The organism is Thermus neutrinimicus (assembly GCF_022760955.1).
Lineage (GTDB): Bacteria > Deinococcota > Deinococci > Deinococcales > Thermaceae > Thermus > Thermus neutrinimicus.
The window spans coordinates 20,498-32,653 of the sequence record NZ_JAKTNU010000018.1 but is presented as its reverse complement, the minus strand read 5'-3'; the positions used below and the strand labels follow the sequence as shown (position 1 = coordinate 32,653).

Below are 12,156 nucleotides of genomic sequence, written 5' to 3'. Positions count from 1 at the left end.
TCCACGTGGGCGCAGGTCCATCCTAAAGGGGTGGTCCCACGTTTTGACGTGTACTGAGGACCGAGGGTTACTTCTTTTCACAAATAAGAACATCTACTTCGGGGGTGCCAAACTGCGTCGGATTCCTCTAAGCAAGGTAATGGGTTTACGGCTCTTCAAAGACGGGGTTGAAGTGCATATGGACGGTACAAAATCGAAACCCTTGGTTTTTGGTGTCAACGACCCAGTTTTCATCGCCAACCTCATCAACGCACTTCAGTGAATCAGCACCATAGCTATCTCCAGCCCTTCCGGTAGAAGGAAAGCCCTGACCCCATCGGTGCCGAAGATGACATAGGGCACCCGCCAGCGGGCCTCGCGGATATCGGTGGGGCTGGGGAAGGCGGGCCCCTTGGGGTGGGAGTGGTAGATGGCCAGGAGGGTTAGGCCCTCCTTTTCCATCTCCCTTAGGGCCCGAAGCAGGGCCACGGGCTCGGCCAGATACCCTACCCGGGGCTCCGGGTGGGCGTTGGGCAGGGGGATCACCCTCTCCACCTCCCGCCTCCCCGCCCAAAGCCCCACCCCTTCCTTGGGCACCTCCCTATCGAGGTGGGCGCGGGTTTCCTCTAGAAGCCTCCTGGGCACGTAGAGCACTTGGGACAATCGCCCCCTCCTTAGGCCTATACTATGGGCACCAAGAAGGAGGGAAGATGATCCCAGGAACCTCTCCCATCCGAACCGTGGCCCTGGTGGGCCATGCGGGAAGCGGCAAAACCACCTTGACCGAGGCCCTGCTTTTCCGAACCGGCGCCAAGGAGCGCCTGGGCCGGGTAGAGGACGGAACCACCACCACCGACTACACCCCCGAGGCCAAGCTCCACCGCACCACGGTGCGCACCGGGGTGGCCCCCCTGAGGTACAAGGACCACCGCATCTTCCTCCTGGACGCCCCCGGCTACGGGGATTTCGTGGGGGAGATCAGGGGGGCTTTGGAGGCCGCCGACGCTGCCTTGGTGGCCGTATCCGCGGAAAACGGGGTGCAGGTGGGCACGGAAAGGGCCTGGACCGTGGCCGAAAGGCTGGCTCTTGCCCGCATGGTGGTGGTCACCAAGCTGGACAAGGGCGGGGACTACTACGCCCTTCTGGAGGACCTCCGGGCCACCTTGGGGCACATCCTGCCCATCGACCTGCCCCTTTACCAAGGGGGGCGCTGGGTGGGCCTTATCGATGTCTTCCACGGTAAGGCCTACCGGTACGAGAAGGGGCAGGAGGTGGAGGTACCCGTGCCCGAGGAGGAACGGGAACGGGTGGAGCGCTTCCGCCAGGAGGTCCTCGAGGCCATCGTGGAAACCGACGAAACCCTTCTGGAAAAGTACCTGGAGGGAGAAGAGGTGACCGGGGAGGCCCTGGAAAGGGCCTTCCATGAGGCGGTGCGCAAAGGCCTCCTCTACCCGGTGGCCTTGGCCTCGGGCACGGAAGGCATTGGGGTTTTGCCCCTTTTGGACCTGATCCTGGAGGCCCTTCCTTCCCCGGAGGAACGCTTCGGGGAAGGCCCTGCCCTGGCCAAGGTCTTCAAGGTGCAGGTGGACCCCTTCATGGGCCAGGTGGCCTACGTGCGCCTCTACCGGGGCAGGCTGAAGCCAGGGGACGCCTTGCAAAGCGAGGCCGGAACCGTGCGCCTCCCCCACCTCTACGTGCCCATGGGCAAGGACCTCCTGGAGGTGGAGGAGGCGGAGGGAGGGTATATCCTAGGCCTCCCTAAGGCGGAACTCCTCCACCGGGGCATGGTGCTATGGCAAGGGGAAAGGCCGGAAAGCGAGGCGGTGCCCTTCGCCCGCCTGCCCGAGCCCAACGTGCCCGTGGCCATCCGGCCCAAGGGCAAGACCGACGAGGCCAAGCTGGGGGAGGCCCTGAGGAAGCTCCTGGAGGAGGACCCCAGCCTCAAGCTGGAGCGCCAGGAGGAGACGGGGGAGTTTTTGCTTTGGGGACACGGGGAGCTTCACCTCACCACCGCCAAGGAGCGCCTGGCCGACTACGGGGTGGAGGTGGAGTTTTCCGTGCCCAAGGTTCCCTACCGGGAAACCATCCGCAAGGTGGCCGAGGGGCAGGGCAAGTACAAGAAGCAGACCGGGGGGCACGGCCAGTACGGGGATGTGTGGCTCAGGTTGGAACCCGCCCCCGAATACAGCTTTGAATGGCGCATCACCGGGGGGGTGATCCCCAGCAAGTACCAGGAGGCCATTGAGGAGGGGATCCTCGAGGCGGCCAAAAAGGGGGTTCTGGCGGGCTACCCGGTGATGGGCTTCAAGGCCATCGTCTACAACGGCTCCTACCACGAGGTGGACTCCTCCGACCTCGCCTTCCAGATCGCCGCCAGCATGGCCTTTAAGAAGGTGATGGAGCTGGCAAGCCCGGTTCTCCTGGAACCCATCTACCAGATCAAGGTGATCGCCCCCCAGGAGCGGGTGGGGGATATCCTCTCCGACCTCCAGGCAAGACGGGGGCGGATCCTGGGCATGGAACAGGAAGGGGCCCTGGCGGCGGTGCGGGCCGAGGTGCCCCTGGCCGAGGTCTTGGAGTACTACAAGGCCTTGCCCAGCCTCACCGGGGGAGCGGGGGCCTACACCCTGGAGTTCAGCCACTACGCCGAGGTCCCCCCTCACCTGGCCCAGAAGGTGATCCAGGAGCGCAAGGCCATGGAGGAATGAGGAGGCCATAGGGCAGTGGAAGAACTCCCGGCCATCTCCCGACTGAAGGAGGCGCTCAGCCAGGTTCTCTTCGGCCAGGAGGAGGTGATCGAGGCCCTCCTGGCCACGGTCCTGGCCCGGGGGCACGCCCTTCTGGAGGGGGTACCGGGCTTGGGGAAGACCCTCCTGGCGGAAGGCTTCGCCAGGGGAAGCGGCCTCAGCTACAAGCGCATCCAGTTCACCCCCGACCTCCTCCCCCAGGACCTCACGGGAAGCGAGGTGTTTCGGGAGGGGCGGTTTGAGTTCGTGAAAGGCCCCCTCTTCGCCCAGGTGGTCCTGGCGGACGAGATCAACCGGGCCCCGCCCAAGGTGCAGTCGGCCCTCCTCGAGGCCATGCAGGAACGGGCGGTGACCGCGGGAGGGGTGCGCTACCCCTTGCCCGAGCCCTTCTTCGTGGTGGCCACGCAGAACCCCCTGGAGCTGGAGGGCACCTACCCTCTTCCGGAGGCCCAGCTGGACCGCTTCACCGCCAAAATCCCCTTCCGTCCCCCCAGGCGGGAGGTGTGGCTCAGGATCCTCACGGAAGAGCCCCGGATCCCGGAACCCCTGGGGGTGGACTTCCCCAAGGCCCAGGAGGAGGTGGGGGGAATACGGGTGGCCAAGGAGGCCCTCGAGGCCATCACCCACGTGGCCTTCCTCTCCCAGGAGGATCGGCGCCTGCGCATGGGCCTCTCTCCCCGGGGGGCCAAGGCCTGGCTGGCCCTGGCCCGGGCCTTGGCCTACCTCAGGGCCAAGCCCCTGGTGGACTGGAAGGAGCTTAAGGACGCGGCCTTCCTAGCCCTTCCCCACCGGCTTTTCCTCACGGAGGAGGCCCTTTACGAGGGGGAAAGCGCGGAGGGAATCCTGAAGGAGCTTCTCAAAAAGGGGGGCATCCCCTAGGAAGGAGGCAGGGTATGCGCTGGATTCGGTTTTTCCACGAGGTGGGCCTGGAGGATGTGCCTTTGGTGGGGGGTAAGAACGCCTCCTTGGGGGAGATGATCCGGGAGCTAAGCCCCTTGGGGGTAAAGGTGCCCGGGGGGTTTGCCACCACCAGCGAGGCCTACTGGCATTTCCTCGAGGCCAACGGGCTCAAGGAGGCCATCGCCCAGGAGCTAAAGGGCCTGGACCCCGATGACCCCATCCTCCTGGCACGGGCCAGCCGCCGCCTGAGAAACCTGATCCTAAAGGGAGGATATCCCAAGGACCTGGAGGAGGAGGTCCGCCTGGCCTACCGGGCGCTCTCCCAGGAAGCCGGGGAGGAAGCCCTTCCTGTGGCGGTGCGCAGCAGCGCCACCGCCGAGGACCTCCCCACCGCCAGCTTCGCCGGGCAGCAGGAAAGCTACCTCTACGTGCAGGGGGAAGAGGACCTTCTCCTCCACGTGAAGCGGGCCATGGCCAGCCTTTTCACCGCCCGGGCCATCAGCTACCGGGCCCACATGGGGTTTGACCACCTCAAGGTGGCCCTCTCCGTGGGGGTGCAACGCATGGTGCGGGCCGACACCGCCACAAGCGGGGTGATCTTCACCCTGGACCCCGACACCGGCCACCGGGGCTTCGTCTACATCACCGCCATCTACGGCCTAGGGGAAAACATCGTCCAGGGGCGGGTGGGGCCTGACGCCTACTACGTGCACAAGGAAACCCTTAAGGCCGGCTACCGGGCCTTGGTCCACAAAAAGCTCGGCCCCAAGGAGCTTACCCTGGCCTTCGACCCCAGGGAGGGCCGCCTGAGAAACCGCCCCACCCCCCCTTATCTCCGGAGCCAGTTCGCCCTCTCCGAGGATGAGGCCCTCCTCCTGGCCGACTGGTCCCTTAAGATCGAGGAACACTACAGCGGGAAACGGGGGGCTCCCACCCCCATGGACATCGAGTGGGCCAAGGATGGCCCCACGGGGGAGCTTTTCATCCTGCAAGCCCGGCCCGAAACCGTCCATTCCCAAAAGGCCCCGGTGCTCCGCATCCACCGCCTTTTGGAAAGGGGCGAGGTCCTGGCCGAGGGGCTTGCGGTGGGGGAAGCCATCGCCACGGGGAGGGCCCGGGTGCTTAGGGACCCCAAGGAGATGGACCGCTTCCAGGAGGGTGAGGTCCTGGTCACGGAAACCACCAACCCCGACTGGGAGCCCATCATGAAGCGGGCAGCGGCCATCGTCACCGAACGGGGTGGGCGCACCTCCCATGCCGCCATCGTGGCCCGGGAGCTGGGGGTGCCGGCGGTGGTGGGGGCGGTGGGAGCCACCCGGCTCATCCCCGAGGGGGAAGAGGTCACGGTCTCCTGCGCCGAGGGAGAGGTGGGGCGCATCTACCGCGGCGCCCTGGCCTTTGAGGTGGAGGAGGTGCGCCCGGAAACCCTTCCCAGGACCCGCACCCGGATCCTGGCGAACGTGGGCACCCCGGAGGAAGCCCTAAGGGTGAGCCTCCTGCCCACGGACGGGGTGGGGCTATTGCGCATGGAGTTCGTCTTCGCCAGCCACGTGCGCATCCATCCCCTGGCCTTAACCCGCTTCGAAACCCTGCCCGAGAAGGTGCGGCGCCAGGTGGAGGAGCTCACCGAGGCCTATCCCGACAAACGGGCCTACTTCGTGGACACCCTGGCCCAGGGGATTGGTCTCATCGCCGCGGCCTTTTACCCCAGGCCCGTCCTCCTCCGCTTTTCCGACTTCAAGACCAACGAGTACGCCCGCCTCATCGGGGGGCACCTCTTCGAGCCCAAGGAGGAAAACCCCATGCTGGGCTGGCGGGGGGCAAGCCGCTACTACCACCCCGACTACAAGGAGGGCTTCCTCCTCGAGGTGGCCGCGGTCAAGAAGGTGCGGGAGGAGATGGGCCTCAAGAACCTCATGGTGATGGTGCCCTTCTGCCGCACCCCCGAGGAGGGGGCCAAGGTCTTGGAGGTGATGGCGGAGGGGGGTTTAAAACGGGGAGAGGGGGGCCTCGAGGTCTACGTGATGGCGGAGATCCCCTCCAATGTCCTCGAGGCCGAGGCCTTCGCCGAGCTCTTTGACGGGTTTTCCATCGGCTCCAACGACCTCACCCAGCTGGCTTTAGGCCTGGACCGGGATTCGGAACGGGTAGCCTGGCTCTTCGACGAAAGGCGGGAAACCGTCAAGCTCCTCTCGGCCATGCTCATAGAAAAGGCCCACGCCAAAGGGAAAAAGGTAGGCATCTGCGGCCAGGCGCCCTCCGACTATCCCGAGTTCGCCGCCTTTTTGGTGGCCCAGGGCATTGACTCCCTAAGCCTCAACCCCGATGCCCTCCTGCGCACGGTGAAGAAGGTGGCGGAGATCGAAGCTGCCCTGGGCCCTAGCGCCTGAAGCCCAGGCCAGGGTACTCTGGGGCATGGTCCGTGAGCCCTTTAACGCCCTAAGCCATGCCCTGGGAGTGCCCCTGGCCCTCATGGGAAGCGTCCTCCTCCTTCTCCTTGCCCCCAGGGAGGTTTGGCCCGCCCTCCTCATCTTCGGGCTCACCATGGCCTTCATGTTCGGTGCCAGCACCCTTTACCACGCCCTTCGGGTGGGGGATGGGGCCCTGGCCTGGCTCAGGCGGCTGGACCATGCGGCCATCTTCCTCTTCATCGCCGGAAGCTACACCCCCTTTCTGGTGGAAGGCCTCCAGGAAAGCTGGAGGCCCTTGGCCCTGGGCCTGGTGTGGAGCCTGGCCCTCCTGGGGGTGGGCTTCCGCCTCTTCTTCCTCAGGGCACCCCGTTGGCTTTACACCCTGGCCTACCTGGCCCTGGGGTGGCTTTCGGTCCTCTTTCTCCCCAAGCTCCACCTGCCCCTTCCTACCTTTGGCCTCATGGCCCTCTCCGGGGCCTTCTACACCCTGGGGGCCTGGGTGTATGCGGGAAAGAAGCCTGACCCTTGGCCAGGGAAAGTGGGCTTCCACGGACTGTGGCACCTCCTGGTCCTCCTGGGAAGCCTTTCTATGTACCTGGCGGTTCTAAGCCTGTACACCTAGCTTTCTCATGAGAAAGTGAGTATCCTGGAGGACATGGAACCTCCCCTAATCCTGATCGTGGAAGACGAGAAGGACATCGCCCGCTTCATCGAGCTGGAACTGCAAGCCGAGGGCTACCGCACTGAGGTGGCCTACGACGGCATCACCGGCCTCTCCCGCTTCCGGGAGGTCAACCCCAACCTGGTGATCCTGGACCTGATGCTTCCCGTCATGGACGGGATCGAGGTGGCCAAGCGCATCCGCAAAACCTCCAACGTGCCCATCCTCATCCTCACCGCCAAGGACCGGATCGAGGACAAGGTGGAAGGCCTGGACGCCGGGGCCGACGACTACCTGGTGAAGCCCTTCTCCATAGAGGAGCTTCTGGCCCGGGTACGGGCCCACCTGCGCCGGGTGAGCCCCGCCATCACCGGGGAGATCAGGGTAGCGGACCTGATCATCAACCTCGAGGGCCGGGAAGTTTTCCGCAGCGGCCGGCGCATAGAGCTCTCCAACAAGGAGTTCGAGCTTTTGGAGCTCCTCGCCAAGAACCCGGGGAAGGTCTTCAGCCGCTACGAGATCGAGGAAAAGGTCTGGCCCGGCTACCAGGGGGGGAGCAACGTGGTGGACGTCTACATCGGCTACCTGCGCAAGAAGCTGGAGGCCGGGGGGGAAAGGCGCTTGATCCACACGGTGCGGGGCGTGGGGTACGTGCTCCGTGAGGATTGACGCGACCCTCCCATGCCCCACCTTGAAGAAACCCTAAGGGCCTCCTCGCCGAGGTGCCAAAGCCAGGGCGGGGCGGTATGACCCTGCGCTCCCGCATCACCCTCCTCACCTCAGGCCTCCTTTTGGTAACCCTTTTGGTGCTGGGGCTGGCCCTGGAAGGCCTCTTGCGGGGCTTCCTCTACCGCTCCCTGCGTCAGGAGCTTCTGGAGGCCAGCAACCAGGTGGTCCGCCTCCTTAACCTGGGCGGCCAAGCCCTCCTGGAGGCTGGGCTTCCCGCAAATCTCTACGCGGAACTCCAGCTTCTTCCCGAGGAAAACCCCACCCTTCTGGCCCGGGAAGGGGGAATCAGCCTGCAGAAAAGCCCCGCCCTGGGAAGCCAGCGCCTTCTCCTAGAGGAAGGGGACTACCGCACCCTTTTGGAGCGGGGCGAGACCTGGGCCTACGCCGAGCTGCCACGGGAAGGACCTCCCTTAAAGCTTCTGGTCTACGCCCGCCGGGTGGAGGTCAACCTGGGGGGAACCGTGTGGCGGGGAGCCCTTTTGGTGGGGAAGCCCGTGGAGAGCCTGGAGAGCACCCTCACCCAGTTTGCCCGCATCTATGTGGGGACGGCGCTTCTCGTGCTCCTCCTCTCCATCCTCTTGGCCAGGAACCTGGTGGCCCGGGCCCTGGAGCCCCTGGAATGGGTGGCCCGGCGGGCCGAGGCCATCACCACCCGTCCCGAACCCCTGCCCGAACCCGAGGGGCGGGATGAGGTGGCCACCCTGGTGCGGGCTTTGAACGGCATGCTTTCCCGGATGCAACAGGCCTTCCTGGCCCAAACCCGCTTCCTCCAGGATGCCTCCCACGAGCTCAGAACTCCCCTCACCGCCATTCTGGGCCACGTGGGCTTCCTTTTGCGCCGCACCCCCCTTACCGAGGCCCAGCGGGAGAGCCTCGAGGTGGTGAAGCGGGAAGCGGAGCGCATGGGAAAGCTGGTGTCAGATCTTCTGGAGCTCTCCCAGACCGGTTCCTGGCGCATGGAACCGGCCCCTGTCCGCATCCAAGACCTCCTAGAGGAGGTTAAGGAGGAGTTCGCCAAGAGCTTTGAGGGGGAGATGGAGGTGGAAGCCCCCCCGGAGCTTTGGGTGCAAGGCGACCCGGACCGGCTCCATCAGGTCCTGGCCAACCTCCTCTCCAACGCCATCAAAGCGGGGGCCCGGCACATCTGGCTTAGGGCCTTTGACCTGGGAGAGAAGGTGGTGGTGCGGGTGGAAGACGACGGAGAGGGTATTCCCAACGAGCACCTTCCCCACCTCTTCGAGCGTTTCTACCGGGTGGACAAGGCCCGGGACCGGGAACGGGGAGGGTCGGGGCTGGGCCTGGCCATCGTGAAGGCCATCCTCGAGGCTCACGGGGGGGAGATCTGGGTGGAGAGCGAGGTGGGCAAGGGAACCGCCTTCAGCTTCTCCCTTCCTTCAGCCGCGCCACCGCCTCCTCCACGCTGATCTCGCCCCGGCGCAAAGCTTCCAGCACCTCAAGCCTATCCCCCTCTTCCTCCGCGGCCTCGTAACCCAGGGCCTTGAGGAGGGCATCCAACCGGGCCCGCACCGTAGGGTAGGAAACCCCGAGGATCCTCTCCACCTCCTTAAGGTTGCCCCGGGCCTTCACGAAAAGCCTGAGGAAGTCCAGGTGCTCCTTGGAAAGAAGGGCGAACTCGTTCAACTGGAAGCGACCGTGGACCTCGGTGCCGCAAGAGGGGCAAAAGAGGGCCTTCACCGCCAACGGAGCCTCACAGGCTGGGCACCGCACGGGAGCGGGTTTCATCACCATAGCCCCACCTTGATATCTACTTCCTCCGCCTCCACCTCCAGTAGGGTTAAAGGCGGCAGAATCCTAAAGGTCCAAAGGGCACCAAGAGGCAAGGGAATAGGCGCTTCTCCCCGGAAAAGGGCCCGGGTTTTCCAGGCCCAGAAAGCGAACAGCAAAACCCACTCCAGGGCGCAAAGGGGAAGGGGGAGGACCAAGGGCAAAGGGAAAGGCCCCCGCACCCGAAGGTAGAGGAACCTGGGGCGCAAAGGGGGCCAAGCTGGCCTCACACCACCTCCACTAGCACCTGCACGGGCTTGCCCTCTTCCTCCGCCTCGATCTCCACCAACTTCCCCTCGGGCACCCCCTCCCGCACCAGGCGCAAGAGGTCCTTCAAATGCACTCCCCGGTCCTCCAGGGTGAGCTTAGCCTCTTCGGGCAGGAACTTTTCCAAAAGCTCCGCCAAGGCCAGGGGAAGGTTCACGTGAACCCGAACCGGCTTCCCCTTGTCATGGGCCTGGATCCGCACCCTGAGGAGCCTGACAGGGGCCTGCGCCCTAGGCCCAGGGTCCTCCACCGCCCGAAGCAGGGCCAGGGCCTCCTCTACCCCGATCTCGCCGGAACGTACCATCTCCAGAATGCGCCGTTTTTCCTCCATGTCATGCCTCCAATTCCAGATTCCCCATGGCCACCTTAGCCCTGAGCCTAGCCTTCCCCTCTCCCAGGGACCAGCAGGCCGCCACCTGCCGCTAAGGACCCGCCCCCTCGAGGGCCCCCAGGCGCACCTGGGCCTCTAGGTTCGAACCCAGCAAAAAGCGAGGGAGCCTCCGGGGCAAGCCTCTGGGCCCACCTCAAAAGAACCCGGGCTAGCCTGAGACGCCAGGGGGAACGAAGGGGCTTAAGGAGCCTCTCCCGCTCCGCCTCCAAGAGGAGCTCCTCGTGCCGCCTCTTCCCCACCTCTAGGTCCCACCATGGGCTCCACATCCCTCACCTCCTAGTGAAGGATTATAAACCCTCTATTCCCAATCTGTCAAGTTAAGGTTTCTATATCTAAAATCCCAGGCCGGAAGGATGGCGGGAACCCAGGAAAGGGGCGCCGACGAAGGCGAAGAGCAAAAGGGCGTAGGCCAAAAGGAGCAGGGCCATGCGTGGGTAGCCCTGAAGCCTCTCCTCAAGGAGGAAGTACAGGGTAAGGCCCAGCCATCCCAGGAGCACGGAGATCTCCTTGGGATCCAAGGCCAAAGGGCTACCGAAATACCCCCAGGCCCAGGCCATGCCGCTTCCCAGGCCCAAGGTGGTGGCCAGGTACCCTACCCGAAGGTAGCCCTGCTCCAGCCGCCTCAGGCTCCAAAGGGGAGCGGAAAGCAGGGCTTTTTCCGGCACCGACCGCAGGCGCAGGTCCTGCAGGGCACACATCACCCCTGCCCCCACCCCCATGGCCAGGGCCAGGTAGGCCACCAGGAAGGACCCGGCGTGCACCAGGGTAAGGAGGAGGGGCAGGCTTCCCCCCGGATGGGGCAGGGCCTTGAGGGCAAAGAGGCCAAGGAGCATGGCCAGGAGAACCAAGTAGCGGCGCAGAGGGGTAAGCCTCGGCCGTAGGAAAAGGCTCTCGCCCCGCAAGGCCAAAAGCCCCCCAAGGATCAAGGCGGGCTGGGCCGGACCTGAGAAAAACCCCTTGGCGAAGGCATCCGCCAAGGCAGCCCCCAGGTACAAAAGGGCCCCGAGGGAAAGCCCTCGAGGCCAGAACAACCCCACGGCCAAGAGGAGAACCCCCACCAGGGCCAGCAGGGAGACCGCGGTCATAGCTGTGGGGGACGGAAGGCCAAAAGCGGGCACTCCCCAGGACAGGGAGGACCCTGGAGGAACTCCTGGGTCCGGGCCTTCACCGCCAGGATCCAGGGATGGGCCCTGCGCCCCGCCTCCTTGTGCCAGGTGAGGGGATCGGCCTCCGGGTACTCCCGCACCACCTCCCTATAGGCCAGGCCCCTCAGGGCCCGTATGGCCTCCCGCACCCTGTGGCCCGCGTACCACTCCAGGTAGTCCCCCATGGCCCCCTCGATGAGGGCCTCCACCTTGGGCACCTCCCCCAGGCGGGCCCTTAGGTTCTTCTCCACCACCCGCTTTAGGTCGTCCAGGTTGTACAGGTAGGCCTGGGGCAGGCGGCCCACCCGGGGGTCAATGTTGCGGGGCAGGGCGATGTCGATGAGGAAAAGGGGCTTGGACCTCCTCGGCAGGTCCTGCGGCCGCACCAGGTAATGGGGGCTGGCGGCGGAAGCCACCACCAGGTCCGCCTGGCGCAGGACCTGGGGAAGGGCCTCGAGGGCATAGGCCTCCCCCCCAAACCGCTCCGCCAAGGCCCTGGCCCTCTCCACCGTGCGGTTCACCACCAAGACCCGGCCCACCCCCTGGGACTTCAAGTGGGTAAGGAAGAGCTCCGCCATCTCCCCCGCCCCCAGAACCGCCACGGCCAGCCCCGTAAGGTCCCCGTAGACCGCCAGGGCCAGGTCCAAGGCTGCATAGGCCACGCTCACCGCCCCTACCCCGATGCCGGTTTCGCTACGGGCCCGCTTGCCCAGGGCGATGGCAGACTGGAAGGCCTTCTCCAATAGGCTTTCCGTGGCCCCATATTTTCGGGCCAGAAAGAGGGCCTCCCGCACCTGCCCCAGGATCTGCGCCTCCCCCATCACCAAGGAGTCCAGGCCCGCCGCCACCCGAAAGAGGTGCCGCAGAGCCTCTATTCCCTCCTTCTGGTAAAGGTGGTGGGCCTCCACCCCCCGCGCAAGGAGGAGGGCCTTGGCCTCCTTGGGGCTTCCCACCCCGTAGATCTCCGTGCGGTTGCAGGTGGAAAGCACCACCGCCCTCCCCAAGGTGCTTAAGGCCGCCGGCAAGGCCACCACCGGATCCAAGGCCGCCCGCTCCCGCACCTCCACGGGAGCGGTCTTGTGGGAAAGGCCCACCAGGTAAAGGGGCAGGACCATAGTCTTCCGTCAGTATACGCCACCTG

12 protein-coding genes are annotated in these 12,156 nt (G+C 65.4%); 6 read left to right on the top strand and 6 right to left on the bottom strand.

What is annotated here, in order from left to right; genetic code table 11:
• Positions 1-255: 255 nt before the first annotated feature.
• Positions 256-642, bottom strand: a complete 387-nt coding sequence (locus L0C59_RS09680) for a M67 family metallopeptidase (RefSeq protein WP_243091156.1) — start codon at positions 640-642, stop codon at positions 256-258.
• Positions 643-689: 47 nt separating this feature from the next.
• On the opposite strand from L0C59_RS09680, the gene L0C59_RS09675 reads away from it, so the two are divergent.
• From L0C59_RS09675 to L0C59_RS09650, 6 genes are all read left to right on the top strand, one after another.
• On the top strand, positions 690-2,687 hold the full coding sequence (locus L0C59_RS09675) for an elongation factor G (protein ID WP_243091155.1): 1,998 nt from the start codon (positions 690-692) through the stop codon (positions 2,685-2,687).
• Positions 2,688-2,702: 15 nt separating this feature from the next.
• Positions 2,703-3,605: an AAA family ATPase gene (locus L0C59_RS09670; RefSeq protein ID WP_243091154.1), complete on the top strand. Its 903-nt coding sequence runs from the start codon at positions 2,703-2,705 to the stop codon at positions 3,603-3,605.
• Between the two features lie 14 nt (positions 3,606-3,619).
• Complete coding sequence (ppsA, locus tag L0C59_RS09665) at positions 3,620-6,016, top strand: phosphoenolpyruvate synthase (RefSeq protein ID WP_243091153.1); 2,397 nt, start codon at positions 3,620-3,622, stop codon at positions 6,014-6,016.
• 25 nt (positions 6,017-6,041) lie between these two features.
• Positions 6,042-6,659, top strand: coding sequence for a PAQR family membrane homeostasis protein TrhA (trhA, locus tag L0C59_RS09660; protein WP_243091152.1), 618 nt, complete (start codon positions 6,042-6,044; stop codon positions 6,657-6,659).
• A 33-nt stretch (positions 6,660-6,692) separates the two neighbouring features.
• On the top strand, positions 6,693-7,367 hold the full coding sequence (locus L0C59_RS09655) for a response regulator transcription factor (RefSeq protein WP_126203001.1): 675 nt from the start codon (positions 6,693-6,695) through the stop codon (positions 7,365-7,367).
• Between the two features lie 77 nt (positions 7,368-7,444).
• Positions 7,445-8,851 (top strand): sensor histidine kinase, encoded by a 1,407-nt coding sequence (locus tag L0C59_RS09650; RefSeq protein ID WP_243091151.1) that lies wholly within the window; start codon positions 7,445-7,447, stop codon positions 8,849-8,851.
• Here L0C59_RS09650 and L0C59_RS09645 read toward each other — a convergent pair.
• The 5 genes from L0C59_RS09645 to hemA all read right to left on the bottom strand — a co-directional run bounded on the left by L0C59_RS09645 (position 8,805) and on the right by hemA (position 12,130).
• Positions 8,805-9,176 (bottom strand): DUF2089 domain-containing protein, encoded by a 372-nt coding sequence (locus tag L0C59_RS09645; RefSeq protein WP_243091150.1) that lies wholly within the window; start codon positions 9,174-9,176, stop codon positions 8,805-8,807. The two genes, L0C59_RS09650 and L0C59_RS09645, sit on opposite strands and share 47 nt — an antisense overlap.
• Positions 9,170-9,442 (bottom strand): hypothetical protein, encoded by a 273-nt coding sequence (locus L0C59_RS09640; RefSeq protein ID WP_243091149.1) that lies wholly within the window; start codon positions 9,440-9,442, stop codon positions 9,170-9,172. Before L0C59_RS09640 ends, L0C59_RS09645 begins: the two co-directional genes overlap by 7 nt.
• Entirely contained in the window at positions 9,439-9,810 is a 372-nt protein-coding gene (locus tag L0C59_RS09635) for a DUF2089 domain-containing protein (protein ID WP_243091148.1), read from the bottom strand. Before L0C59_RS09635 ends, L0C59_RS09640 begins: the two co-directional genes overlap by 4 nt.
• Before the next feature lie 392 nt (positions 9,811-10,202).
• A complete protein-coding gene (gene ccsA / locus L0C59_RS09630) occupies positions 10,203-10,955 on the bottom strand; it encodes a cytochrome c biogenesis protein CcsA (protein ID WP_243091147.1) in 753 nt (250 codons plus the stop codon).
• The gene (gene hemA, locus L0C59_RS09625) at positions 10,952-12,130 is read right to left on the bottom strand and encodes a glutamyl-tRNA reductase (protein ID WP_243091146.1); all 1,179 of its coding nucleotides are present in this window, start codon (positions 12,128-12,130) and stop codon (positions 10,952-10,954) included. The genes ccsA and hemA overlap by 4 nt, the downstream gene beginning before the upstream one ends.
• Positions 12,131-12,156 lie beyond the last annotated feature (26 nt).

What these genes read in the sequence shown, in the direction of transcription:
- trhA (WP_243091152.1), top strand. Translation starts at nt 6,042, where the DNA reads ATGGTCCGTGAGCCCTTTAACGCCCTAAGCCATGCCCTGGGAGTGCCC.
- hemA (WP_243091146.1), bottom strand. Translation starts at nt 12,130, where the DNA reads ATGGTCCTGCCCCTTTACCTGGTGGGCCTTTCCCACAAGACCGCTCCC.
- ccsA (WP_243091147.1), bottom strand. Translation starts at nt 10,955, where the DNA reads ATGACCGCGGTCTCCCTGCTGGCCCTGGTGGGGGTTCTCCTCTTGGCC.
- L0C59_RS09655 (WP_126203001.1), top strand. Translation starts at nt 6,693, where the DNA reads ATGGAACCTCCCCTAATCCTGATCGTGGAAGACGAGAAGGACATCGCC.
- L0C59_RS09645 (WP_243091150.1), bottom strand. Translation starts at nt 9,176, where the DNA reads ATGGTGATGAAACCCGCTCCCGTGCGGTGCCCAGCCTGTGAGGCTCCG.
- L0C59_RS09675 (WP_243091155.1), top strand. Translation starts at nt 690, where the DNA reads ATGATCCCAGGAACCTCTCCCATCCGAACCGTGGCCCTGGTGGGCCAT.
- L0C59_RS09635 (WP_243091148.1), bottom strand. Translation starts at nt 9,810, where the DNA reads ATGGAGGAAAAACGGCGCATTCTGGAGATGGTACGTTCCGGCGAGATC.
- L0C59_RS09650 (WP_243091151.1), top strand. Translation starts at nt 7,445, where the DNA reads ATGACCCTGCGCTCCCGCATCACCCTCCTCACCTCAGGCCTCCTTTTG.
- ppsA (WP_243091153.1), top strand. Translation starts at nt 3,620, where the DNA reads ATGCGCTGGATTCGGTTTTTCCACGAGGTGGGCCTGGAGGATGTGCCT.